The organism is Collibacillus ludicampi (assembly GCF_023705585.1).
Lineage (GTDB): Bacteria > Bacillota > Bacilli > Tumebacillales > BOQE01 > Collibacillus > Collibacillus ludicampi.
The window spans coordinates 3,086,720-3,111,884 of sequence record NZ_BOQE01000001.1; the positions used below are offsets into that span (position 1 = coordinate 3,086,720).

Consider the following 25,165-nt stretch of genomic DNA (forward strand, 5'->3'; position numbering starts at 1 on the left):
TTCGAATGAAGCCTTTTTGATGAACACTCAGGAGGTGATACACATGTTTAAACGCGCAACGGTATTAGGAAAAACATATCAGTTTCGCGATCTCAAAGAAGTGATGGCCAAGGCGAATGAGGAAAAATCGGGGGATCAGTTGGCCGGAATCGCAGCTGAAGACTCGCGGGAAAGGATCGCAGCCAAACAGGTATTAGCCGATTTGACATTAGCGGAGATACGAAACAATCCGCTGTTACCACCGGAAGAGGATGAAGTTTCGCTAGTGATTGAAGAAGGCGTCAATGAAAAAGTCTACTCCCGAATAAAAAACTGGAGTGTGGCAGAACTTCGGGAGTATATCCTCAGTCATCAAGTGGGGTTACGTGAGATCAAATGGTTAAGCCGAGGACTTACCAGTGAAATGATCGCTGCTGTCACCAAATTGATGTCCAATTTGGACTTGATCACCGCTGCAGCCAAGATTCAAAACCAAACGCATTGCAATATTACGATCGGTCAAAAGGGAGTACTTGCCGCAAGAGCGCAACCGAACCATCCTACAGACAGTATACCGGGGATTAAGGCCGCATTATATGAAGCGTTGAGTTACGGTATCGGTGATGCGGTGATCGGTATCAATCCTGTCATCGATACAACGGATAGTGTGAAAGATATTCTCGTTGCTACCAAGGAAGTCATGGATAAGTGGCAAATCCCTACTCAAAACTGTGTGCTCGCACATGTTACCACACAGATGCGGGCGATCCGTCAAGGGGCTCCAGCAGACATGATATTCCAAAGTATCGCGGGGACAGAATTAGGGAATAAGGCGTTTGGGATTGATGTTTCATTGTTGGATGAAGCTACAGAACTTATACGTAAGGAAGGTACTTCAGCAGGGCCAAACTTTTGGTATTTTGAAACCGGTCAGGGATCTGAATTGTCCTCCGAAGCACATTTTGGAATTGATCAAGTGACACTTGAATCACGTTGTTATGGTTTAGCGAGAAAATATCAACCATTTATCGTCAATACGGTCGTAGGATTTATTGGTCCAGAATACCTGTACGACAGTAAAGAGGTGATCCGCGCCGGATTGGAAGATCACTTTATGGGAAAGTTGCATGGTTTACCGATGGGTGTCGATGTTTGTTACACAAACCATATGAAAGCCGATCAAAACGATATGGAAAACCTCGGGGTACTTCTCGCTGCTGCGGGAGTCAATTACGTGATCGGTGTCGCTATGGCTGATGACTGTATGTTGAACTATCAATCGCTGAGTTTCCACGACATCGCAACACTGCGTGAAGTATTTGGGTTACGTCCCGCGCCCGAGTTCGAGAAATGGCTGGAGAGAATGGGAATCATGGAAAACGGCAAACTGACCGAAATTGCCGGCGACCCATCGATTTTTATGTAATCGGAATCAAGAGTCAGAGGAGGTGACAGTATGAACATCACCCTGTTAGAAACGCTTGTGGATAAAGTGATGGCGGAATTACAAAAAAAATTAGTTTCACAATCACCGCAAAATCAGTCTGTGCAAGTGACCCCATGCGAGTCTCAGCAAACATTCGTCGATGAATCGCTTCATGATCATCTTGAGAATGTTGAATTAATAGGTCATGTGGAAGATATAAAAAAGAGTGAGCCATCGATTCCACGTCCAAAGTGGAAAGAAGGTTTAGCAGAATTAGTAGCGAGTACTCCGGCGAGGATCGGGGTTTGGCGGACAGGAACTCGTCCTCTGACCAAAACCATGTTGCAATTTAGATGTGATCATGCGGCAGCGGTGGACGCTGTTTATGGTGAAGTCAGTCAGCGAGTTTTGGATGAGTTTGACTTGTTCACAGTCGAAACCACTTATGGGAATACCGAAAATTATCTGAAGCGTCCGGATATGGGGAGGATTCTAACGGACGAAGCAGTCGCCCTGATTAAAGAAAAATGTAAAATGAATCCGCAGGTTCAAATTGTCGTCTCTGACGGACTCAGCGCCAATGCAGTCGATGCCAATTTGCCCGATGTATTCCCGGCTCTACTCGATTCCTTGCGCATGCATGGGTTAGATATCGGTACGCCCTTTTTTGTCAAAGGAGGTAGAGTCGCGTGTATGGATCATATCGGTGAAATTCTGCAACCGGACGTTCTCGTTCTTCTGATCGGGGAGCGTCCTGGATTGGTGACCGCGAATTCGATGAGCGCTTATATGTGTTATCGTCCTCGTAAAGGGGTCGTGGAATCGCAAAGAACCGTGATTTCAAATATTCACAAAGGAGGCACACCCCCGATTGAAGCGGGTGCGCATATCGGAACGATACTGAAAAAGATGCTGGAACAAAAAGCGAGCGGTGTCAATCTCGTCATGTAGTTTCTAGAATTATACTTGAGAATATTACGAATTCATTGTATAGTATTAATATAAAGTGATAGATTATTTCTCTTTTTCCGATTATTTAATTTCTTTACGTTCGTTTCTTACACGATGATAAGTTAATAGCGCTAGGCAAAGATGCCTATGATTCAGGAATACGTCCTGTTTCAAGGCATCTTTTTGTTTAAAGGGGTGATATTGAAAATTATGTCAGCGGATCTCTAAAGGGTAATCCCAAAAGATGTTGGAACAACAAGTAAGTAATGTATTTCTTGTGAATTCGAGTAAGGGGGCTTATCGAAATGGGGATTGGAATACTTCTGTTGGTTATTGCGGTCGCCGTGATGTTTTCAATTGGATATAAGGCAAACAAGAGCATTATACACTCCCGCAGATCAAGAAAGATTGCGGATGATCTATCATCTTTTGGGTATAAACAGGAATTACTCAGAGATATGGGGGGATTCTCGAATTTCGCCATTTCATTCTCGATCATTTCCATTCTTACGGGTGCAGTGACGCTCTACGGATTCGGATTTAATCAGGGCGGACCGGCAGTTATGGGGTTAGGATGGCCCCTTGTCACGATTTTTGTCTTGCTTGTGGCCGCTTCGATGGCAGAATTGGCATCGGCTATTCCTACGTCAGGCGCTATTTATCACTGGGCGTCGATTCTTGGCGGTCCTTCTTGGGGCTGGTATGCTGCTTGGTTTAATATGATCGGTCAGATCACAATCGTAGCGGGAATCGATTTCGGCTGTACAACATTTGCGGCGAATTTGCTCTTCGGTGAACCGACAAAGGTGCAACTCTTGACCGTGTATGCGATCATCTTGCTTAGTCATGCCATTCTTAACCACGTGGGAATAAAAGTCGTAGCAAAGCTCAATGACGTTTCTGCCATCTATCATATCGTCGGCGTCGCCATTCTCATCGGTGCACTCCTTTATTTTGGGCCTGATCAAGATGTGTCCTATTTGTTTAAAACGGGTTTTTCGACAGCGGCACAGAACGGAACCCCTTATTGGTTTGCCTTTTTAGTGGGGTTGCTGCAAGCGCAATGGACATACACCGGATACGATGCGTCCGCTCACACGAGCGAAGAGACGATCGATCCGCGCGTACGTTCCCCTTGGGGTGTTTATCTATCGGTAGCGGTGTCCAGTATTTTTGGCTATCTTATGATTGCTTTAGTCACCCTTTCTATCAAAGATCCGGCTGCTGTTGCCGCAGCAGGGAATGACGGTTTTATCACAGCGATTCAACAAGCGATGGGTGGCACGTTTGGCAAGGCGGTTCTCTGGATGGTTACCATCGCGATGTGGTTTTGCGGCTTATCTTCAGTCACGTCTATTTCACGAATGATCTATGCATTCTCGCGTGATATGGGCATGCCTTTATCCGGTTTATGGTCGAAGGTGAGTGAGAAATTCAGGACGCCTGCGAGCGCAATCTGGTTAAGTGTCATCCTTGCATTTGTTTGCGCATTGGCGGATAATGTGTACGCGGTCGTTACTTCGATTAGCGTGATTGGCTTGTACGGATCGTACGGGATTCCATTGTTCCTAAAATTGCTCGCTCAGTTCAAAGGGGCTTGGACAGAGGATGACGATGGCCCGTGGAATCTTGGAAAATGGAGCCCATTAGTGAACGTCCTTGCTGTCATTTGGATCGGATTCGTTTCCGTGTTATTCGTAATTGCACCGAGTGATGTTCAATTGACGGAGAATTATACTCTTCATTATGCGACGGGAAAAACTTTTCTTACCGTATTGCTCATTCTTAGCATTTGGTTTCTCTTAAGAGTCAGAAAGGAATTTTCCGGCCCCCATCTTGGAACATATAAAGAAGTGTATGAAAGAATCAAAAATGGAAAACGCGTTTCCGGAGAGAATTTGCAACGAGACTACAAGAATTAAAAGATGAAAGAATACCGTTGACGAATGAAGATGTTTATGATGAAAGCGACGGTATGCGTGTGAAGAAAACCCTTTACAAAGAAGCGGTGATTCCGTATAATGAATTTACAAAAAATTCGTATCATAGGCAATGGCGCCTATCAACATTCTTGTTGACGGGCCTTTTTTCTTTTCTTCAGGTTTAAAGGGGTTATGTATATGGAAAATATGTCGCAAATTTACGATCTTTGTCATACCTATACTTCTCTTTCGAAAGAGGATATTCGACTGATTGTTGATAAGAGCCATATGCTCCAAACGATCGCCGATCTGGCGCAAGCGAACGTTTTTATCGATTGCCCGCAACGGGACGGGGAAACGATGATCGTTGTTGCGGAAGCGGTTCCTGCTACCATCCATTCATTATATAAGACTGCAGTTGTAGGAAAGAAAATATATGAACCTTATGAACCTGCTGTTTTTCGTGCATATAGAACGGGAAAACCTACGATGGCACATCGAGCGATCACTCACGAAGGCCAGCATGTGAAACAAAATGTAATACCGATCAAAAACCAGTCCGGCAAGACCATAGGATTATTAATCCTAGAACAGGATGTCACATTACAAGTGAAAAGGGAAAATGAGTTGGCAATCCTTTCCGAAACAACAGAGGAATTCTATCGCACTTTCTGGGATTTTATAACCAAAGAACGGATCATTCCCGATATTCTTGAGGAAGCCCTGGTCTTTTTAGATCAGGATGGAAGTATATTGTATGCCAATAATTATGCGATTGGGCTCATCGAAGGCTACGGTCAATTAAAAACAGATAATTACATTAATTATCGAATTCAAGAAGCTTTACCGTTTGTAAAGGACAGCGATTATTCCCATGATGGATTTGTTCAAAGGGAGGTTAATTATTTAGAGAAAATTTTCATTCTTCGATCCATTTGTTTGAAAAGAAAGAATGATGATACGAGCCGCATTTTGATCAATCTTCGGGATATTACGGATCTTCGTTATAAAGAACGGCAGTTGATGGTCAAATCGGCTGTGATCAAAGAAATTCACCATCGAGTAAAAAACAATTTGCAAACGGTGGCGAGTTTACTTCGATTGCAAATGAGACGTGGTGCAAGCGAGGAAGCTAAACTTTCCTATCAAGAAAGTCTTAATCGCATCATGAGCATAGCTACCGTTCATGAAGTACTTTCCTATAGCGGAATTGAAAAGGTTCATATGGATGAAATAATCAATAAAATTTCGAAACTGATTAGCTACAATTTTCCCGGACAAGAGTCCGATGTGCAAATCAAGTTGGAAACCGAGCCGATTCCATTAGACTCCCATCAGGCTGTTTCATTAGCTCTTATTTTGACTGAATTGATCCAAAATTGTTTAAAACATGCTTTCACCGGTCGCGAAGCCGGACGGATTACGGTTCGTTATTACCACATGGAAGGGATGATCCATCTCCTAGTTGAAGACGATGGAGTCGGCATAAAAGAAGTGCCCAAAACCGATCAATTGGGATTAGGGATCGTGAAGAATTTAACGCATTATGATCTTGCAGGTACATTCACAATTGAACAGAACGTGATGCAAGGTACGACAGCCCATGTCATATTTCCCTTGAAAGAGGAGGAATGAAGATGAGCAAAGCACGGATCATGGTGGTTGATGATGAATCGATTCTTCGTATGGATATAAAAGAAATGCTGATAGAGGCCGGATACGATGTAGTGGCTGAAGCCAACACGGGTGAATTGGCCATTGAATTGGCGGCGTTGCATCGTCCCGACCTTATTGTCATGGATGTCAAGATGCCCAAGATGAACGGGATTAAAGCGAGCAAGATCATTCAGCAATCGTTTAAAATCCCGGTTTTACTGCTGACGGCATACAGTGAAACGGATTTAATCAAAGAAGCAAGGAACGCGAATGTTGTAGGATATCTTGTGAAACCAATTTCAGAACAAGACTTAATCCCTGCAGTTGAAGTTGCTCTCGGTCAATCCGAAAGGATAAAGGCCTTATTAGGCAATATTCAAGAGCTGGAATACAAAATGGAAACGCGAAAATTGGTTGAGAAGGCGAAGGGAATTCTTATGGAAATTTACAAAATTCCCGAAGAGGATGCTTATAAAAAAATTCGTTCTTATTGTATGACAAACAGAACGTCAATGAAGGAAGTGGCCGAGTATGTAATCAAGCATCGTCAACTCGATTCTCGACGCGTTTCATCACTGAATTTACGTTAAAAAAACAAAAATGAAGTCATAGGCGTCTCATTGACTAATTCACTTTAGTCTTTCAGGCGCTTTTTTCTCTGTCGCTACTTTTGGGGATCCAAGCTGATTCATTGTATAATGTTCCAAATGAAACGAAAAAACCTAAGAAACCGATGTATACTGAATGAATACATTTAGAACGTACTGGAGTGAGAAGCAAATGGATTCCCTGCATTTTTCTTACAATGGATATATGATCACACACACTGAAATCTACATAAGGCTTTTGGTCAGCGGTTTATTGGGACTATTTATCGGCTTGGATCGGTCTTTCAAAAACAAACCCGCCGGGTTGAAGACTTACACCTATGTGTCTGTCGCATGCGCATTGATTACGATCGTTTCGATTTATAGCGCGGAATGGTACAGTAAGCCGAATAGCGGAACTCAGATGGATCCGATGCGACTTGCCGCACAAATTGTATCCGGGTTGGGTTTTTTGGGAGCAGGAGTTATCTTGAAAGACGGTTTAAAAGTCAAAGGTTTAACTTCCGCAGCGATGATCTTTTTTGCAGGCGGAGTGGGTATCGGAATTGGAGCGGGATTTTACGGGGTTGTAATCTTTGCGGTTGTCATCACATTCGCTTTAGCAAGAGTCGGTTTATATCTAGAGAAGAGGACTCTTGTAAGAACGAGACGTAACCAGAGAAAAAACATCAATGAAGAAAATGAAAAGTTGCCTATGTGATAAAGTCATGCAGATGGTGCATCATTCGATAGGATCTGTGTTGAATGTGAAGAGAACAGGCTCGTATATCCATGCGAGCCTGTTTATATGCGTACCAGCACGAGGAGAACGATTCCAACGAGAATGGCCGCAAAAAAAATCGGATTATATGCTTGAAACGCCGTAAAATGAAACAACATCTTCGCCAAGAAACAAGCTGCGATCTCGACTGCCCCGATCCAAATGAGTATTGATGCCAAAGAGCGTAATGAATGTCGCCGCACGAATAAGAACCCCTTTCATCTTCCCACTGTTACTCATGATACACGACTCAGACAACCTTGTGGGGACTGATTGTCTGAACTTTTTATGAATGACCTTCCGCATATTCAGGTGGGCAGCGGACACACTATTGGCAAAGGAGGGGAGCGCATGGCTGAACAGGATGAACAAGTATATAAAAGAATGGAACGCATCGCCGTTTACTTGGAAAAACTCAATTTCGGAGATTATGTTCAGCTTCTGCAGCGACCTCATAGGATTATTTATTTAAATTTTCTCGGCGGGTTAGCACGAGGTGTAGGTATTGGAATCGGATTTACAGTTTTGGCGACGGTCCTTCTGTACCTATTACAAAAACTTGCTGTCTACAATCTTCCTTATATCGGACGGTTCATCGCTGACCTTGTACGTATCGTACAGGCACATCTGTATACGCCGACTTTTTAAATCGGTATCGAAACTTGGGGGAGGGAAGTGCTTTGAGTTTGACAGAAGCACAAATCGACGATTTGCGGCAACAACTTCTGAGCGAGAAAGAAGAGATCGAGCGGCGCATCGACCATTACTTATTGGACGAGTCAATGAGAGACAGCATCACCGAGCATTCGATGTATGATAATCATCCGGCCGATATCGGAAGCGAACTGTTTGAAAGAGGGAAAGATCTGGCGTTAAAAGATACGGATAGCCTGCGTCTCGCGAAGATCAACAGGGCGTTTGAACGCATGAACAATCACACGTACGGGATCTGCGCGCATTGCGGTAAGGAAATCCCTTTCTCCCGTCTGCAAGCGGAGCCGGCCGCAGAATATTGTATTCCTTGCCAGGTGGACTTAGAAGCACATGAAATCTCAACAAACAGGCCTGTGGAAGAAAATTTTCTGTATCCGGGTTTTGGACGGACTTTTCTAGATCAAGCGAGTCATGAACAGATGGCTTATGACGGAGAAGATGCCTGGCAGGATGTCGCTCGTTACGGCACTTCCAACTCGGCGGTTGACTTCGAAGACGGGACAAATCCCGACCTTCTCTATATTGATGCGGAAGAGAGGCGCGGATATGTGGAGGATATGGAAGCGTACTTGACGGCCGATATTTATGGCAATCCGACCGGTTTCACGCGTAATGAAGCGTATCGCCGAAATGCGAGGCATTCGACGGAGGAAGGAAATTGGATGGGACTTGATTCCGAAGAAGATAACCTGGAGTAAGTTGTTCGAATCCCCTGTATGTGCTACAATGGGCACGCATATGAGCAGTCAAACGGGGGGGCGTTATGGTATACATACTCGCAGTATTAATTATCCTTCTGGATCAGTTCAGCAAATATCTTGTGAAAACGTATATGCAAATCGGTGAATCGATCCCGCTTCTGGGAGATGTGCTGCGCCTGACGTCGCATCGTAACCCGGGAGCGGCTTTTGGCATGTTACAAGGGAAACGCTGGTTATTTGTTGTCATCACAGTGATCGTGATTTCGGCGATCGCGTATGCGACCGGTCGCATCGGAAAAGAGAGGAAACTGCTCCGTATCTCACTCGGCTTATTGCTCGGCGGAGCTGTGGGGAATTTGATTGACCGTGTCTTACACGGTGAAGTCGTCGATTTCATCGATGTTCACATCATTCATTATCCAATTTTTAATATTGCCGATTCGGCGATCGTGATTGCCGTCGTACTGATGATGATCGATATGTTTATCATGTGGCGCAAAGAAGAGGCGACCCAGAGGTGAGCGTAATGAGTGAAGAGACGATGATATGGGAAGAGGAAGACCGGGAACTCGATGGGCAAACCTATGACTGGACCGCTTCGGAGGAGGACGAAGGGGAACGGGTCGATAAATGGGTTGCAGAGAAGGTCGATCGATCTCGTACGATGGTACAAGGATATATCGAAGGCGGGCTCCTTCTTGTCAACGGAAGACCGATCAAGGCGAACTATAAATTGAGGCCAGGAGATGCCGTTTCTCTTGAGATACCGGAACCGGAGGACACAAGGATCGAACCGGAAAACATCCCGTTAGATCTTGTCTACGAGGACGCCGATGTGATTGTCGTGAATAAGCCGAGGGGGATGGTCGTCCATCCAGCGGCCGGTCATACGAAAGGTACTCTCGTGAATGCGTTGATGTATCATTGTACCGATTTGTCGGGTATCGGAGGGGAACTTCGGCCCGGAATCGTGCATCGTATCGACAAGGATACTTCCGGTTTGATCATGGCAGCCAAAAATGACATGGCCCACCAAAGTTTGAGCCGACAATTGAAAGATCATACGGTTACACGGCAATATATCGCCTTGGTGCACGGAGTTGTCAACCATGATCTTGGAACGGTCGACGCACCGATCGGCCGCCATCCGGTACATCGCAAGGAAATGTCTGTGCGCAAGGATGGCAGGCATGCGGTGACTCATTTTCATGTTCTGGAACGATTCAACGGTTATACATTGCTCGAATGTAAATTAGAAACGGGAAGAACGCATCAGATTCGTGTACATATGCAGTTTATCGGTCATCCTCTCGTCGGCGATCCGGTATATGGCCCGAAGAGAACCTTATCGGGAATCGAAGGTCAGGCGTTGCATGCGCAGGTTTTGGGATTCACTCATCCACGCACAGGAGAATACTTGGAGTTTTCAGCGCCGATGCCTGAAGACATGCTTGCGCTTGTTGAACGGTTGCGGAAAGATATGGCTTGACACTTTGTGATGTATAATGTAGACTCTATAACAGTTGTATAAGTACTTTTAAACTGATCCTGTGAGGTCGGTAAGGTAGCGGACATGGTTATATTTGCTGCACAACGGTTGTGTGGTCACATGCATTCGCCTCTTATCCCTCCCGGGATAAGAGGCTTTTTTGATTCGCGAGTGTAGGAGGGCGGCATCATGAGCTTGAAAATGAAGACTCAATTATTTGATGCGGAAGCGATTCGTCGCGCGTTGACGCGGATCGCCCATGAAATCGTCGAAAAGAATAAAGGTGTTGAAGACTTGGTCATCGTTGGGATTCGTACACGCGGCATCTATCTGGCTGAACGATTAGCGGAACGGATCTTTCAGTTTGAGGGCCAGAAAATTCCTGTCGGTTCGATCGATATCACCCTCTACAGAGATGATTTACAGGCGCGTGCTGAACAGCCGGAAATTTACGGTTCTTCGATTCCGGTAGATATCAAGGACAAATGTGTCGTGTTGGTAGACGATGTATTGTATACGGGAAGAACGGTGCGTGCGGCGCTTGATGCGCTCATAGATATCGGACGGCCCAAACGGATTCAACTGGCTGTCCTCGTAGACAGGGGCCATCGTGAACTGCCGATACGGCCTGATTACATCGGCAAGAATGTGCCGACTTCACATAGCGAAGTGGTGGCCGTTCACCTCTCCGAAGTAGATGGGGATGATAAAATCTTACTGTTAGAGAAAAACTAACGATTAGAACCCTTTTAAGAAGGCACAGAGAGGCCGCAAGGGGTGCAGACTCACAGCGAATATAAGAGTTGACGCTGTGAAAACCAGCCCTCCTCACGTCTGTGCGGAGGGTGTTTTTGTGCCTAAAGGTGTCATTTAAGGAGGTTTATGAACATTGGAAAACCAGAAAGTCATCGATGTGTCTGAAAGATTATCCTTTGGAAAATCACTCCCTTTATCTTTACAACATTTGTTTGCGATGTTCGGTTCGACAGTCCTCGTTCCCTTTCTGACCGGATTGAACCCGTCGGTCGCACTGCTTACGGGCGGCATTGGAACGTTGATCTATATCTTTCTTACCAAAGGGAAAATACCCGCATATTTAGGTTCTTCTTTTGCCTTCATCGCACCGATTATCGCCGTTTCGAAGGCGGAAGGTTCGGGGGCGGCCATGTTTGGTGCAATGCTTTCGGGGATCGTTTATGTTCTCATCGCGGCGATTATCGCCCAATATGGTGTCGGGTGGTTGAACAGACTCTTGCCCCCCGTTGTCGTGGGATCTATCGTGATCGTAATCGGCTTGGGACTTGCCGCGACGGCTATCGATATGGCGAAGAAAAATATGCTGATCGCATTCGTTTCTCTGGGGATCGCCGTAATAGCATCAACACTATTTCGCGGTTTTCTTGGAGTCATTCCGATCCTTCTCGGTATTGTAGGCGGTTATCTGTTTGCATGGATGACGGGCGCGGTCGATCTTACGAAAGTATCGGAGGCAGCATGGTTTACGGTTCCGGCTTTCACGTTCCCCAAGTTCTCGTCACTGGGAGCTTGGACGATCGCTCCTGTCGCCTTGGTCACGATCGCGGAACATATCGGGCATTTGCTCGTTACGGAATCGATCGTGGGGCGTCCTTTGACCAAAGATCCGGGATTGCACCGCTCTATTCTCGGAGACGGTGTGGCAACAACCGTCGCTGGACTCATCGGTGGGCCTCCTGCTACCACTTACGGTGAGAATATCGGCGTCATGGCGATCACGCGCGTGTATTCCGTGTGGGTGATCGGTGGGGCGGCGTGTATCGCGATACTGTTTGCCTTCATCGGCAAATTGAATGCGCTCGTCTCGTCGATACCGGTTCCCGTGATGGGCGGAATTTCCATCCTTCTCTTTGGGATCATCGCTTCCCAAGGGCTCCGTATGTTAGTGGACGCCGGTATCGATTTCAGCCAAAAGCGTAATCTGACCATCTCCAGTGTCATCATGGTACTCGGGGTTGGCGGTGCTGTGATACACATTGGCGGGCTCGAAATCGGCGGAATGGCGCTCGCGACTTTCGCGGGAATCCTGTTAAACCTCATTTTGCCTAAAAAATTTTCATAAAGAATGATTCTCCATCCGTGACCTTTAAGCTGGTCCCGTGAGACAAGTAAGGTTATGTGGATGAGCGTTGAAGACGAGAGAGCTTCGGTGCGAACTCCCTGCCTTACTAGCAGGGAGTTTTTTCATACTCTCCCTGCAGCAAGCGATGCCTGCAGAAGTGTGAATAGTTTCTCAGGAGGAGCGTTATGCTTTGCGTGTGACAGCGACTTTGAAGATCGTCTCGCTTCCTTTCGGATGTAAAAGGGTATATGCATTGCGCGTAATAGCGACTTTAAAGGTCGTCTCGCAACATATGATTATGATTCCATGCGAGACGACCTTCACGGAGCATAAGCGCAATGCATATACCCGCTGAAACGACCTCCACGGAGCATGAACGCCAAGCATATGCCCGCAATGACGACCTTCACGCAGCATGAGCGCAAAGCGATACATCCATCCAAGCGCAAATGATCAAGCAGAAACAAGCAACGAAAGGATGTTAACGATGATCCGTCATATTGTTGGAGCGAAACAATTTGCCCGCTCGGAGTTAGAAACGTTGTTTTATCTCGCGGATGAAATGGAAGCGATTGAAAGGAACGGGGGCAGCCAACTGCTTTCGGGGAAAATTATGGCGTCCTTGTTCTTCGAGCCTTCGACACGCACGCGTTTTTCCTTTGAGTCGGCGATGTGCCGCCTAGGGGGGCAGGTGATCTCTACGGAGAATGCTTCCCAGTTTTCCTCAGCGATCAAAGGGGAAACGCTGGAAGATACCATCCGCGTAATCTCCGGATATGCGGATGTGATCGTCATGCGCCACTATGAAGTAGGTGCGGCAGAAAGGGCGGCTGCCGTTGCGGAAGTACCTGTGATCAATGCGGGGGATGGAGCGGGCGAACACCCGACGCAAGCACTGCTTGACATCTATACCATCCGCAAAGAACGGGGAATTGTGGATGGTACGTCTATTGCCATGGTCGGCGATCTAACGTACGGAAGAACGGTTCATTCGTTGTGTTTCTTGCTCGCGAATTACAATGATGTGACAATCTACTTCGTTTCACCACCGAATGTGCCGATTCCAGGTAAGGTAAAAGAATTTTTGCAGCAAAAAGGGGTTCGTTTTTACGAGAATGACCGCTTGCATGAAGTGGCAGGGAAAGTGGATGTGTTGTATCAAACGCGCATTCAGAAAGAGAGATTTCCAAATCGTGCAGAATATGAGAAGGCGGCCGGCCATTATACGGTAGATTACGAATTGCTGGATAAAATGAATGAGCGGGCAATCATTATGCATCCCCTTCCCAGGGCGGGTGAGATTTTGCCGGAAGTCGATGCTGATCCGAGAGCCGCTTACTTCCGCCAAGCGAAAAACGGCGTGTATATCCGCATGGCGCTTTTGGCGCACGCTTTGGGGAAACGTGACATAACAGCGATTCAGACGGCAGCACGCTACTAGAAGCCGCTGATGCGGTACCACGAAAGAGTCAATCGCCTCGCTCGTGTGGCGGGGCGCAAAGATAAAATTTGACTTTGGGCGGGCATCTTATCCTTGTCTGTGCTCAAAGTAACATGGGAGGAACAACTATGGGATTGTTGTTGACGGGAGGATATCTGTTGGATCAAAGGACAGGAGAAAAAGTGAGGCGCGATGTGCTTCTGGAAGACGATAGGATCCAGCGAATCGCCGAAACCATCGATCCGGTCGGGCATGAGTGTATCGCTGTAAACGGCCATTTGATCGTTCCCGGTTTCATCGATGTGCACGTTCACCTGCGCACCCCCGGATTTGAATATAAAGAGACGATCGCAACGGGTACGAAAGCGGCGGCGCGAGGGGGCTATAGTACGGTCGTCTGCATGCCGAATACTCGGCCTGTGCTCGATTCAAAAGAAATGATCCAATTTGTGTACGATTCGGCCGTTAAAGAAGGAAACTGCCGCGTCTTTGCATATGGTGCGATTACAAAAGGGGAGCTTGGTGAAGAACTGACAGACATGCACGCATTGAAAGAGGCAGGTGTCGTCGGTTTTACGGATGACGGTGTGGGTGTTCAAGAAGCGGCCGTGATGCGTCGAGCGATGGAACAGGCGGCAGAACTCGGTTTGCCAATCGTCATACATGCAGAAGATGAGAGTCTCGCAGGAAACGGATGCATGAACGAAGGGGAAGTCTCGCGGAGACTCGGTCTACCCGGAATCCCAGGCACGGCCGAATCGGTGCACGTGGCTCGCGACATCTTGCTGGCTAAGCAAACGGGCGCTCATTTGCATGTATGTCACATCTCCGATGCGGATGCCGTGGAAATGGTTCGTTTCGCGAAAAGCCAAGGAATCCGAGTGACTGCGGAAGTAACGCCCCATCATTTGCTCTTGACGGATGAACAGATCGACGGGACAGACGCAAATTGGAAAGTGAATCCTCCGTTACGCACCGAACGCGATCGAATCGCTTGTTTGGAAGCTTTGCTTGACGGGACGATCGACATGATCGCAACAGACCATGCGCCGCATACGAAAGAAGAAAAGGCGAAACCGTTTCAAACGGCTCCCTTCGGATTCGTCGGACTGGAGTTCGCTTTCCCCCTTCTCTATACCCATCTCGTAGAGACAGGGAAGATGAGTTTGGCACAACTGGTTGAAAAATTTACGACGAGTCCTGCGAAGGTATTCGGTTTGCCGGGAGGTACGCTCGCGGAAGGCAACCCTGCTGATATCACGATACTCGATCTTTCGCAAGAAAATGTGATTGATCCGAATACGTTTGCTTCGAAAGGCCGCAATACACCGTTTAAGGGAATGAAAGTCAAAGGTTGGCCGATTCTAACGATCACAGCGGGTACAATCACTTACCGCGCGTAAGACAGGAGGGATAGATGTCGATGAATGCGAGACTCATATTGGAAGACGGCTCTATTTTTGCAGGAAAAGCGTTCGGTGCCTCCGGCGAATCCTTTGGTGAAGTGGTTTTTAACACGGGAATGACCGGTTATCAAGAAGTATTGACAGACCCATCCTATTGTGGGCAAATCGTCACAATGACATATCCGTTAATCGGCAATTACGGGGTGAACGTGGACGATATCGAATCCACCCGTCCGCAGGTACGCGGTTTTATCGTCAGAGAAGCGGCAAAATACCCTTCCAATTGGCGCAACATGGGGACGATTCATGAATATCTCGAACGTTACGGGATTATGGGAATCGAGGGAATCGATACGCGCGCGTTGACGAAACGGATTCGTGAACATGGAACAATGCGCGGATTGATCACGACGAGCGAAGCTTCCGACGAGGAACTGCACGCGAGAGTACGAGCATGGGAGCCTCGTCGCGATCAGGTGAAGCAAGTCACGACACCGGCCATCTATCGCTGTCCCGGTGAAGGAAAACGCGTCGTGTTAATGGACTTCGGTACGAAATCGGGAACGGTTCGTTCGCTTCTGAAACGCGGCTGTGATGTGACGATTGTTCCCGCTTATACGTCTGCCGAAGAGGTTTTGTCGTGGCAGCCGCACGGGGTGATGCTGTCAAACGGACCGGGCGATCCTGCCGACGTTCCGGAGATCATCGAAACGGTTCGCAAGTTGATCGGAAAGGTTCCCATTTTTGGCATCTGCCTTGGTCACCAATTGATTTCGCTCGCATGCGGCGCAAAGACGGAGAAACTGCCGTTCGGCCATCGCGGTGCCAACCATCCGGTGAAGGATGTAACGAGTGGACGGGTATATTTAACGTCGCAAAACCATGGGTATTACGTGACAAAAGAATCGTTGGAAGGCACGGATCTTCTCTTGACACATATCAACCAAAATGACGGAACGGTCGAAGGGGTTCGCCACAAAATGTATCCTGTTTTTTCCGTACAATATCACCCGGAGGCACGTCCAGGACCCGATGATTCGGATTATCTTTTTGACCAGTTTGTGGACTTTATGAACAACCAATAGGAGGGGACGAACGGATGCCACGTCGTGAAGAATTGAAAAAAATAGTCGTTATCGGATCGGGTCCAATCATCATCGGTCAAGCGGCGGAATTCGACTATGCCGGCACGCAAGCCTGCCAGGCATTGCGCGAAGAAGGAATCGAAGTGGTATTGATCAATTCCAACCCGGCTACGATCATGACAGACCCTGATATCGCGGATCGAATTTACATCGAACCGCTGACTCCCGAATTCGTTGCGCAGGTCATCCGCCAGGAACGGCCCGATGGGCTTCTGGGAACGTTAGGGGGACAAACGGGTCTCAATCTGGCTGTACAACTATCGGATATGGGTGTTCTTGAAGAAGAAGGTGTGGAACTGTTAGGTACCCCTCTCCAATCGATCCAGAGGGCAGAGGATCGTGAACTGTTCCGTGCGTTGTGTAAGGAAATTGGCGAACCGGTACCGGAGAGCGAGATCGTCAATAATTGGCCGGAGGCAGAGGAATTTGCCAAGAAAATCGGATTTCCGATTATCATTCGTCCCGCTTATACGTTAGGAGGAACGGGCGGAGGCATCGCCACGAATTGGGAAGAATACAAAGAAATTGTCGAACTGGGGTTACAATTGTCCCCGATCCATCAAGTACTCGTGGAACGGTCGATTGCCGGATACAAAGAGATCGAATATGAAGTGATGCGCGATAAGAACGATAACTGTATCGTGATTTGTAACATGGAAAATATCGACCCCGTAGGCATTCACACGGGAGATTCGATTGTTGTCGCGCCGTCACAAACGTTATCGGATCATGAATACCAGATGTTACGCAGCGCGTCATTAAAGATCATCCGTGCGCTAGGCATACAGGGTGGATGTAACGTACAGTTCGCTTTGGATCCGCATTCCTTCAACTATTACGTCATCGAAGTAAATCCGAGGGTCAGCCGTTCATCCGCACTCGCTTCCAAAGCGACCGGTTATCCGATCGCGAAAGTGGCGACAAAAGTGGCGATCGGTTACACTCTCGACGAGATTATCAATCCTGTGACCGGAAAAACATACGCATGTTTCGAACCGGCTCTCGATTACGTGGTCACGAAGATTCCGCGCTGGCCGTTTGACAAATTCGTCAACGCCAAACGAGAATTGGGCACACAAATGAAAGCGACCGGTGAAGTGATGGCCATCGAGCGATCTTTCGAAGCGTCATTGCTGAAAGCGGTACGTTCGCTCGAGATCGGCATGGAATTTCTTGACCTCAAAGGGGCGAATGAAATTCCGGATGATGTGCTGAAACAACGAATCATGCGCGCGGATGACGAGCGGCTTTTCTTGCTGGCAGAAGCCTTCAAAAGAGGATGGACGATGGAAACGCTCCACGATCTATCAAAAATCGACCGCTTTTTCCTCGAAAAGATCGAAGGAATCGTCCGTTTCGCGCAAAGCCTCGCTCAAGGATTGGACGAGGACAAGATCCGGGAAGCGAAACGCCTTGGTTTAACAGACCGAACGATCGCACATTATGCGGGCGTGTCGGAAGAAGAGGTTTATGCACGTCGTCAAGGACTCGATTTACGCCCAGTATATAAAATGGTCGATACTTGTGCGGCTGAATTCTCGGCGGCAACCCCGTATTATTACTCAACGTATGAGATGGAAGATGAAGTGAAAACTTCAGACAAACCGGGAATCTTGGTGCTCGGATCCGGCCCCATCCGCATTGGTCAAGGGATCGAGTTCGACTACTGTTCCGTACATGCGGTCTGGGCATTAAAAGAAGAGGGATACGAATCGATCATCATTAACAATAACCCGGAAACCGTCTCGACCGATTTCAATACGTCCGATCGACTCTATTTTGAGCCGTTGCATGTGGAAGATGTCATGAACGTGATCGAAAAAGAGCGTCCGGAAGGGGTTATCGTTCAGTTTGGCGGTCAGACGGCGATCAACCTAGCGGAACCGCTCGCCAAACGCGGGGTACGCATTCTCGGTACATCACTTGAAGATATCGATCGCGCGGAAGATCGCGAGAAGTTTGACCAACTTTTGTCGGAGTTGGATATTCCGCGTCCGAAAGGACACACGGTTTTCACGGTAAAAGACGCGCTCGAAGTGGCCAAAAACCTCGGCTTCCCCGTGCTCGTTCGTCCGTCGTACGTGCTTGGCGGACGAGCGATGGAGATCGTTTATAACGAACAGGATCTGTTGCACTACATGCAACATGCGGTTCAAATCAACCAAGAACATCCGGTTCTCATCGACCGTTATCTGGTGGGTAAGGAAGTGGAAGTAGACGCGATCGCTGACGGGGAAACCGTACTGATACCGGGTATCATGGAACACATTGAGCGCGCTGGGGTTCATTCCGGTGATTCCATCGCCGTTTATCCGCCTCAATCGATCTCCTCAGCTATTAAAGAGAAGATCGTCGAATACACGGTCAGAATCGCCCGCGCGCTTAAGATTAAAGGAATGGTAAACATCCAGTTTGTCGTTCATCAAGACGAAGCGTACGTGTTGGAAGTGAACCCTCGTTCATCCCGTACCATACCGTTTTTGTCCAAGGTGACGGGAGTTCCAATGGTCGATGTAGCTACGAGAGTGATCCTAGGCAAGAAATTAAAAGAAATGGGTTACGAAAATGGACTCTGGCCGGAAACGGACATGGTTGCAGTAAAAGTACCCGTATTCTCCTTTGCGAAATTGCGCCGAGTGGATGTAACGCTCGGTCCGGAAATGAAATCGACAGGTGAAGTGATGGGTTCGGATCGCACGTTTGCAAAAGCATTGTATAAAGGTTTGCTTTCAGCCGGAATCCGCATTCAGGAACATGGTACGATCATTGCGACGATTGCGGACAAAGATAAAGAAGAAGCACTACCGATCCTCCGTCGTTTCGCCGAGCTGGGATTTAAGCTCGCTGCTACGGAGGGAACGGCTGCGTTCTTGAGCACATACGGGACTCCTGTTGAAAAAGTGAAGAAACTCTCGGAAGGCTCGCCGAATCTGATTGACCGAGTGCGCTCCGGTAAGATTCATATGGTCATCAATACGCTGACAAAAGGGAAAGAACCGCAGCGGGACGGTTTCCGGATCCGCCGCGAAGCCGTCGAACACGGCATTCCTTGTCTCACGTCATTGGATACGGCAAAATCGATTCTCGATGTGCTGGAAACCATCAAATTTAAGACCGTTCCACTTGGCGCTATGAAGAAATAATCCTCCCCGGCGTTTGGGCCGGGGCAATTTTTGCATGATACTTGTTCGAGCAGAGCGATAGGCCTGAGGGGGATCGAGCGTGATGAAGAACATACAAGAACGAATTTATATAGCTCTCGACATGGACAACATGGATGACGCGTTGAGACTTGTGGATCGCTTGGGTGATACGTTTCGTTCGTACAAAGTCGGGATGCAATTATATAATCTGGTGGGTCCTGAACTGGTTTCGCGCTTGCATGCGGAAGGGTGCCGCATATTTGCAGACTTGAAGTTTCATGACATCCCCAATACGGTCGCCTGTGCGGCCGATACGATGACCCGTCAAGGTGTCGCCATGTTTAATGTCCATGTGGCGGGCGGAGTTGAGATGATGCGCCGCGCCAAACAAGCGGCAGAAAAGAGGGCGAAGGAATGCGGAAAACAAATTCCTCTCGTTATCGGAGTTACACAATTGACTTCCACTTCTCAACAAGTGTTGAATGAGGAAATCGGCATCACCGGAACGGTCGAGGAGGCGGTCATCCGTTACGCGAAACTTGCGAAAGAGGCAGGGCTTGACGGAGTGGTTGCATCCGGACATGAGGTCACGGCGATACGAGAGGCATGCGGCGATGATTTCGTCACAGTAATCCCGGGAATTCGCCCGATATGGGCAGAGAAAAACGATCAGGTGCGCGTGATGACGCCCCGTCGCGCTCTCGAAGCGGGTGCCCATTATCTGGTCATCGGCAGGGCGATTACCGCAGCAAGTGATCCCAAATCGGCTGCTCTCCGTATCTTGGAAGAGATCCAAGACTGAAAGTACAGGAACAGGCGAATCCACTGAGCAAACGTTCATCCAGAAAACTTTACCATAGAAAGGAGACGACCTCATTGATACAATACACGATAGCCAAGATGTTGTTACAGATCGGCGCTGTCACCTTGCGGCCTAAGGAACCTTTCACTTGGACATCGGGAATCAAATCTCCCATTTACTGTGATAACAGACTTACAATCTCTTATCCGTATATCCGCGATACGATCGCTAACGGTTTCCAGAAAATCATTACGGAACAATTCGGGGCTGTGGACGTCTTGGCCGGAACGGCGACCGCCGGCATTCCCCATGCCGCGTTTGTGGCACAGAAAATGATGCTTCCGATGGCATATGTACGTGAAAAAGCCAAAGGACATGGGAAAGAAAATCGGATCGAAGGGATCATTTCCGAAGGGGCGCGAGTGGTCGTATTTGAAGACACGATCTCCACGGGAGGCTCTTCCTTAAAAGCTGTGGAAGCGGTACGCGAGGCAGGTGCAGATGTAGCGGGGGTCGTTGCCATTTATCATTACGAATTCGATCGAGCGATACGATCATTTGCAGAAATGCGTGTTCCGTGTTTTACATTGACAAATTATAGCACGTTGATTGATGTTGCGCGCGAAGAAGGTTTTATTAACGAAGAGGAACTCGCGGTACTCCGTGAATGGAAGGAAAATCCGGAAGGATATGCCTGGAAGTGATTTCGTCTTTCAAGATCGTCATTCTCACCGCTTGCCGGTTCGGCTTCCGCATGATATCGTATACTTTGTATACGTTTGATGCGGTTAGCAGGGGAGGGTGAAAGGTGGAGGATTGTACAATCTGCGCGTTGCATGAATACGAGCTCTTTAAAGATCTCAATCAAGCGGAACTTGAGTTGCTTGGAAAACGAAGCCAAGCGACGATCGTTCCGAAGAGAGAGTACATCTTTACCCCTGATTCCCCAAGCGATGCGGTCTATATGTTGAAAAAAGGCCGGGTGAGAATCTCGCGCCTCTCAGAAACGGGGAAGCATTTTACCCTGGTCATTTTAGAACCGGGAGACATATTTGGTGAGAATGCCATCTTTGGCGACGAACCGCGGCGTAATTTTGCCGAAGCGCTCGATGACGCACATATCTGTATGATTGATAAACGCGATTTTGAGACGATTGCGGCGCAAAACCCGCGCATGTCCCTGAAACTGGCTCAGATCGTCGAACAGCGTTTGGCAGAAGCGCAAGAACAGATGGAGAATCTCGTCTTCTATGATGTACAGACGCGTCTGGCCCGGCTCCTTCTCAAATTGGCGGATATTCACGGCAAGCGTACAGAAAGCGGAGCTGTTCAGATCGGTATCAAGCTTACCCATGAAGATATAGCGAGCCTGATTGGTTCAACGCGTGAAACGACGAGTAAAATATTAAATGAGTTTAAATCGGCAGGTTATATCGACGTGATCAAACGTCACATTCTTTTACTTGATCAACAATCGCTTGCGAGTATGTGATTGAGCCTTCTCCTTCAGTGGGAAGGCTTTTTGGTTACTTTGAGTTAATCACGATCCGGCCGGGCGTGTGCTTTGGCACGTTCCGCGGAGATCCGCGAGACGATCTCAAAGTCTCTGTGCAAAGCATTACGCCTACCTTTAGCTCCCTCATGCGCCAAATGGGATTCTAAAAAACATGAAAGAGGTGGGCGAACATGAAAAGAGGGGTCATCGTACTGCACCGGCCAGGGAGTGCTGCTTTCGGCGTCGTACTGGAGGATGTCATTCGCTTTGCTAATGAGGGACATGTCGCCTACGTTCTCCCTTCCCAAAAACTTGTACCGCGAGCGCTCCGTCGCTTGGCACAAGAATCTACTGATTTGCAAAAAAGGGTCGATGTACGTACATTTGACAGGTTTGTCCGCAGTCTGGCCCGGAGCAGTAAAACGTTACTTACATCGGAACAACAGAAATTGACAGTCCTCATGGCGGTTGAGCGTGCCGCAAAGAAGCAGCCTTTTTCTTATTTTCGCGATTCGCTGACACATACCGGTTGGTTGCGCGCGATCGAAGAGTGGATCGGCGAAATGAAACGCGCCGCCGTGACGGTCGAACAGTTACGGGAACTATGGTCGAACGGGACACAAAAACAGAAAGAGCTTTTCATGATTTTTTCGACCTACCAAGAGCTTTTGGCTGCCATGGGGCTGGTTGATCATGAAGAAGAGTATCTTGAGATGATCGACTGGTTAAAAAATACCGAAAATCACGTTCAGGATGTACCCAAGCGGGTGGTTCTCGAACATTTTTACGATTTGAATCAATTGCAAGCCCATGCTTTACAGGTATTGGCTGAACGGGGAGTCGAGATCTATTTTCACGTTGAATATGACGGGACGAGAAAACATGTGTTTACGGAAGCGCACCGAACGATTGATATTTTGCAATCGATCGGTTTCGATGTTGAAAACGAGAGGAATGTACAAGTGCAGAGTTTACGAACGGCCGACCTGCAATTTCTCATTGATCGATTTTATGTACCCGATTTCTCCGTTCAACAAAGGAACGGAAAATCTGTTGAAATCGTTGAATCATCGAGCCGTCTGCGTGAAGTGGAAGCGGTTGCGGCCCGTATCAAAACATTCGTGCGGGAACAAGGATATTCACTGCAGGAAATCGGGATCGTTGTTGCCAATATGGAAGAGTATGAGGATGTACTTTTATCCGTCATGGAAAGGGCAGGAATCCCCCTGTTTTTCGCGAAAAAACAGAGGTTGAACGAAAACACGCTAATTCAGAGTGTACTACAATTTCTTCGTGTACGTATCGAACATCCCAAAGATTTCACTCATATGTGGCTGAGCCCATACTTTCCATGGGGCGAAAAATCGGGCGAGCTGCTTGAAATCTATCGTGCACTCGGAAAGCCTTCGTCTGCGGAAGAGTGGCAAATACGCGTTGAGCAGTTAATCAAATCCCATCTGGATTCAGGAAATTTGGAAGAAGAGAAGCGGATTCGACAGCTCTTCTCACAGGGATTATGGCTCTACCAATTGCTCGAACAGATCCCCGAAGCAGCGACAGTCGATCAGTTTGCCGTTATGATACGAAACCTCGAGGAGCTTGGGGGTTTTCATCAAGGGTTCCGCCGACTGTTGGAAGATGAGGACGAACGCGCATTTTTACTGGTTACGCGTGATATGAAAGCATTGGTCGCTCTTCATGAAGTCATGGATGAGATCGGGAATCTTGCGGCGATGGCGGGTGAAGCGGACAAAGAGATTCCCTTGTCGGAATATGTTCGACGCTTGCAGCTCTCTTGCGAGAACAAAGAGTTTGCCTATCAATCGGGGGTCAAAGGCGGTGTGCATATCGTTCATCCGAACCATATCCGCGGACAAATGTGGCGTGCCGTGTTTGCCATCGGGATGTTGGAAGGGGAGTTCCCCCGCGCAGTAAAAAACGATTGGCTTTTGCCGGATGAAGAACGGTACGATCTAGAACAAGCCCATATCCGGCTATGGTCGTCACGCGATCTTTATAATGGACAGAGTTACCGCTTTTATATGACAGCGGCTTCCGCACGAGAAAAGTTGATTCTCTCCTACCCGTCAACAGGAAGCAACGGAAAAGAACGGTTACGTTCCACGTTTGTCGAGGAGGTTCTGCGGCTCTTTGACAAAGAGAGCGTGAAGTTTCACTCGATCGCGATATCTGACGTTGTACCGCAGAGTTATGGGGAATGCGTAACGATGGAAAGATTCACGGAAAAGGTGATCGCTGATATTTCTTCCTGTCCGGATCAACCTACCTTGGCACTCTTCAGGTATCGTCCGTTGAGAGAACGACTCCGAAATCTCTACCCGCGCATCCAAGTCGAGTGGGAGAGGAGAGGCAGGGAGTTTGGAGCGTTCGACGGCGTCTTGCAGTCAGCTCATGTGAAGCAAAGGGTTCAGGAGATGTTCGCGCATCATGTATGGAGCGCATCTCAGCTGGAAACATTGATGCAATGCCGCTTTGCCTTTTTTGCGGAACGTCTCCTTCATCTCTCTTCCTGGGAAGAAGAGGATGACGCGATGTCTCCGATGGAACAGGGGAATCTGCTGCATATGATTTTATTTCGCTTCATGCGGGAGAAAAAGGGAATCGTTTGGCAAACGCATGAGAAAGAATCCCTGTTGCAAGAATTGCTTGCTCGCGCGAAAATGGAGATCAACAAATACCGGGAAACACATGCGCTGCAGAGACGGAACCCCGTGTTGTGGCAGATCGATGAAGAGCGTTTGCTTTTACAGTTAAGGCGTTTTTTTGATGTGGAATGGAAGAGGCGTGAAAGCGAACGGATGGGACTGTCCCCGGACTTGCTGGAGATTTCATTCGGCATGCCTGTGGACGTGGAGAATGCGGACGAACGTTCCCGAAAAGAGTCCATTTCTTTGACCTTTGGCGATCAGACGATCCGTATGCGAGGGAAGATCGACCGTGTGGATACATCGCCGGACGGACATTTTGTAGTATACGACTACAAAAAAGGGACGGCCCCTGTTTCGCAGCAAGTGAGAGAAGGGATCTATATCCAATTGCCTCTCTATCTCTGGGTTTTGGAGAAGGGATTCGGTTTTGACTTGGCCAAGGCACAGGGGGCCGCGTATTTCACGCAAAATGATCGCAACCAAGGATTTTGGCGGAAGGAGTCATTGAAAGAGTTAGGGATTCATCATAGTGTCTCTAGCAAGATCGAGCAGAGCGAGTGGGAAGATGTCATGAAAACCATAGAGCAACGGATTGCTAATACGCTGCAACTCGCCATGCAGGGGAATTTTGCTGTTGTTCCCGCGATCGAATGTCCTTCCTATTGCAGGTTCCGTCATGTGTGCCGCTTTTCTGAAGAACGATTGCAGACACGGAATGATTGATACACATGATTTTCAAAGTGATGCGTGAGGAGGAACC

At 47.9% G+C, this 25,165-nt stretch carries 21 protein-coding genes; 20 read left to right on the forward strand and 1 reads right to left on the reverse strand.

Annotated features, from left to right (window positions below; all coding sequences use genetic code 11):
- Nucleotides 1–43 precede the first annotated feature (43 nt).
- The 6 genes from DNHGIG_RS15645 (at nucleotide 44) to DNHGIG_RS15670 (ending at nucleotide 7,242) form a co-directional block, all read left to right on the forward strand.
- Complete coding sequence (locus DNHGIG_RS15645; RefSeq protein ID WP_282200460.1) at nucleotides 44–1,405, forward strand: ethanolamine ammonia-lyase subunit EutB; 1,362 nt, start codon at nucleotides 44–46, stop codon at nucleotides 1,403–1,405.
- Between the two features lie 30 nt (nucleotides 1,406–1,435).
- Nucleotides 1,436–2,356 carry an ethanolamine ammonia-lyase subunit EutC gene (gene eutC / locus DNHGIG_RS15650; RefSeq protein ID WP_282200461.1) on the forward strand — a complete coding sequence of 307 codons (921 nt, stop codon included), beginning with the start codon at nucleotides 1,436–1,438 and terminating at the stop codon, nucleotides 2,354–2,356.
- A gap of 305 nt (nucleotides 2,357–2,661) precedes the next feature.
- Nucleotides 2,662–4,278 carry an amino acid permease gene (locus DNHGIG_RS15655; RefSeq protein WP_282200462.1) on the forward strand — a complete coding sequence of 539 codons (1,617 nt, stop codon included), beginning with the start codon at nucleotides 2,662–2,664 and terminating at the stop codon, nucleotides 4,276–4,278.
- A gap of 198 nt (nucleotides 4,279–4,476) precedes the next feature.
- A complete protein-coding gene (locus DNHGIG_RS15660) occupies nucleotides 4,477–5,913 on the forward strand; it encodes a GAF domain-containing sensor histidine kinase (protein ID WP_282200463.1) in 1,437 nt (478 codons plus the stop codon).
- Between the two features lie 2 nt (nucleotides 5,914–5,915).
- Nucleotides 5,916–6,524, forward strand: coding sequence for an ANTAR domain-containing response regulator (locus tag DNHGIG_RS15665; RefSeq protein WP_282200464.1), 609 nt, complete (start codon nucleotides 5,916–5,918; stop codon nucleotides 6,522–6,524).
- A gap of 190 nt (nucleotides 6,525–6,714) precedes the next feature.
- The gene (locus DNHGIG_RS15670) at nucleotides 6,715–7,242 is read left to right on the forward strand and encodes an MgtC/SapB family protein (protein ID WP_282200465.1); all 528 of its coding nucleotides are present in this window, start codon (nucleotides 6,715–6,717) and stop codon (nucleotides 7,240–7,242) included.
- An 83-nt stretch (nucleotides 7,243–7,325) separates the two neighbouring features.
- Here DNHGIG_RS15670 and DNHGIG_RS15675 read toward each other — a convergent pair whose 3' ends face one another.
- Entirely contained in the window at nucleotides 7,326–7,505 is a 180-nt protein-coding gene (locus tag DNHGIG_RS15675) for a hypothetical protein (protein ID WP_282200466.1), read from the reverse strand.
- A 148-nt stretch (nucleotides 7,506–7,653) separates the two neighbouring features.
- Here DNHGIG_RS15675 and DNHGIG_RS15680 point away from each other — a divergent pair, with 148 nt between their 5' ends.
- The 14 genes from DNHGIG_RS15680 (at nucleotide 7,654) to DNHGIG_RS15745 (ending at nucleotide 25,128) form a co-directional block, all read left to right on the forward strand.
- Nucleotides 7,654–7,950, forward strand: coding sequence for a DUF5665 domain-containing protein (locus DNHGIG_RS15680; RefSeq protein WP_282200467.1), 297 nt, complete (start codon nucleotides 7,654–7,656; stop codon nucleotides 7,948–7,950).
- A gap of 32 nt (nucleotides 7,951–7,982) precedes the next feature.
- A complete protein-coding gene (locus tag DNHGIG_RS15685) occupies nucleotides 7,983–8,714 on the forward strand; it encodes a TraR/DksA C4-type zinc finger protein (RefSeq protein WP_282200468.1) in 732 nt (243 codons plus the stop codon).
- A 65-nt stretch (nucleotides 8,715–8,779) separates the two neighbouring features.
- Nucleotides 8,780–9,238, forward strand: a complete 459-nt coding sequence (gene lspA, locus DNHGIG_RS15690; RefSeq protein WP_282200469.1) for a signal peptidase II — start codon at nucleotides 8,780–8,782, stop codon at nucleotides 9,236–9,238.
- A gap of 5 nt (nucleotides 9,239–9,243) precedes the next feature.
- Nucleotides 9,244–10,206, forward strand: coding sequence for an RluA family pseudouridine synthase (locus tag DNHGIG_RS15695; protein WP_282201451.1), 963 nt, complete (start codon nucleotides 9,244–9,246; stop codon nucleotides 10,204–10,206).
- A 195-nt stretch (nucleotides 10,207–10,401) separates the two neighbouring features.
- Nucleotides 10,402–10,941 (forward strand): bifunctional pyr operon transcriptional regulator/uracil phosphoribosyltransferase PyrR, encoded by a 540-nt coding sequence (gene pyrR, locus DNHGIG_RS15700; protein ID WP_439647777.1) that lies wholly within the window; start codon nucleotides 10,402–10,404, stop codon nucleotides 10,939–10,941.
- A gap of 154 nt (nucleotides 10,942–11,095) precedes the next feature.
- Nucleotides 11,096–12,304 (forward strand): uracil permease, encoded by a 1,209-nt coding sequence (gene uraA / locus DNHGIG_RS15705; protein ID WP_282200471.1) that lies wholly within the window; start codon nucleotides 11,096–11,098, stop codon nucleotides 12,302–12,304.
- A gap of 487 nt (nucleotides 12,305–12,791) precedes the next feature.
- Nucleotides 12,792–13,745, forward strand: coding sequence for an aspartate carbamoyltransferase (gene pyrB, locus DNHGIG_RS15710; RefSeq protein WP_282200472.1), 954 nt, complete (start codon nucleotides 12,792–12,794; stop codon nucleotides 13,743–13,745).
- Between the two features lie 128 nt (nucleotides 13,746–13,873).
- A complete protein-coding gene (gene pyrC / locus DNHGIG_RS15715; RefSeq protein WP_282200473.1) occupies nucleotides 13,874–15,148 on the forward strand; it encodes a dihydroorotase in 1,275 nt (424 codons plus the stop codon).
- A 20-nt stretch (nucleotides 15,149–15,168) separates the two neighbouring features.
- Nucleotides 15,169–16,236, forward strand: a complete 1,068-nt coding sequence (locus DNHGIG_RS15720) for a carbamoyl phosphate synthase small subunit (protein WP_282200474.1) — start codon at nucleotides 15,169–15,171, stop codon at nucleotides 16,234–16,236.
- A gap of 14 nt (nucleotides 16,237–16,250) precedes the next feature.
- Nucleotides 16,251–19,439 (forward strand): carbamoyl-phosphate synthase large subunit, encoded by a 3,189-nt coding sequence (gene carB, locus DNHGIG_RS15725; protein ID WP_282200475.1) that lies wholly within the window; start codon nucleotides 16,251–16,253, stop codon nucleotides 19,437–19,439.
- 82 nt (nucleotides 19,440–19,521) lie between these two features.
- Nucleotides 19,522–20,241 (forward strand): orotidine-5'-phosphate decarboxylase, encoded by a 720-nt coding sequence (gene pyrF / locus DNHGIG_RS15730; RefSeq protein ID WP_282200476.1) that lies wholly within the window; start codon nucleotides 19,522–19,524, stop codon nucleotides 20,239–20,241.
- A gap of 98 nt (nucleotides 20,242–20,339) precedes the next feature.
- Nucleotides 20,340–20,945, forward strand: coding sequence for an orotate phosphoribosyltransferase (pyrE, locus tag DNHGIG_RS15735; protein ID WP_282201452.1), 606 nt, complete (start codon nucleotides 20,340–20,342; stop codon nucleotides 20,943–20,945).
- A gap of 104 nt (nucleotides 20,946–21,049) precedes the next feature.
- Entirely contained in the window at nucleotides 21,050–21,733 is a 684-nt protein-coding gene (locus DNHGIG_RS15740) for a Crp/Fnr family transcriptional regulator (RefSeq protein ID WP_282200477.1), read from the forward strand.
- A 194-nt stretch (nucleotides 21,734–21,927) separates the two neighbouring features.
- Nucleotides 21,928–25,128, forward strand: a complete 3,201-nt coding sequence (locus DNHGIG_RS15745) for a PD-(D/E)XK nuclease family protein (RefSeq protein ID WP_282200478.1) — start codon at nucleotides 21,928–21,930, stop codon at nucleotides 25,126–25,128.
- Nucleotides 25,129–25,165: the final 37 nt, after the last annotated feature.

Bases quoted from the DNA above. Each gene is read 5' to 3' on its own strand.
- DNHGIG_RS15645 (WP_282200460.1), top strand. From the start codon at position 44: ATGTTTAAACGCGCAACGGTATTAGGAAAAACATATCAGTTTCGCGAT.
- eutC (WP_282200461.1), top strand. From the start codon at position 1,436: ATGAACATCACCCTGTTAGAAACGCTTGTGGATAAAGTGATGGCGGAA.
- DNHGIG_RS15655 (WP_282200462.1), top strand. From the start codon at position 2,662: ATGGGGATTGGAATACTTCTGTTGGTTATTGCGGTCGCCGTGATGTTT.
- DNHGIG_RS15660 (WP_282200463.1), top strand. From the start codon at position 4,477: ATGGAAAATATGTCGCAAATTTACGATCTTTGTCATACCTATACTTCT.
- DNHGIG_RS15665 (WP_282200464.1), top strand. From the start codon at position 5,916: ATGAGCAAAGCACGGATCATGGTGGTTGATGATGAATCGATTCTTCGT.
- DNHGIG_RS15670 (WP_282200465.1), top strand. From the start codon at position 6,715: ATGGATTCCCTGCATTTTTCTTACAATGGATATATGATCACACACACT.
- DNHGIG_RS15680 (WP_282200467.1), top strand. From the start codon at position 7,654: ATGGCTGAACAGGATGAACAAGTATATAAAAGAATGGAACGCATCGCC.
- lspA (WP_282200469.1), top strand. From the start codon at position 8,780: ATGGTATACATACTCGCAGTATTAATTATCCTTCTGGATCAGTTCAGC.
- DNHGIG_RS15695 (WP_282201451.1), top strand. From the start codon at position 9,244: ATGAGTGAAGAGACGATGATATGGGAAGAGGAAGACCGGGAACTCGAT.
- pyrB (WP_282200472.1), top strand. From the start codon at position 12,792: ATGATCCGTCATATTGTTGGAGCGAAACAATTTGCCCGCTCGGAGTTA.
- pyrC (WP_282200473.1), top strand. From the start codon at position 13,874: ATGGGATTGTTGTTGACGGGAGGATATCTGTTGGATCAAAGGACAGGA.
- DNHGIG_RS15720 (WP_282200474.1), top strand. From the start codon at position 15,169: ATGAATGCGAGACTCATATTGGAAGACGGCTCTATTTTTGCAGGAAAA.
- carB (WP_282200475.1), top strand. From the start codon at position 16,251: ATGCCACGTCGTGAAGAATTGAAAAAAATAGTCGTTATCGGATCGGGT.
- pyrF (WP_282200476.1), top strand. From the start codon at position 19,522: ATGAAGAACATACAAGAACGAATTTATATAGCTCTCGACATGGACAAC.
- pyrE (WP_282201452.1), top strand. From the start codon at position 20,340: ATGTTGTTACAGATCGGCGCTGTCACCTTGCGGCCTAAGGAACCTTTC.
- DNHGIG_RS15745 (WP_282200478.1), top strand. From the start codon at position 21,928: ATGAAAAGAGGGGTCATCGTACTGCACCGGCCAGGGAGTGCTGCTTTC.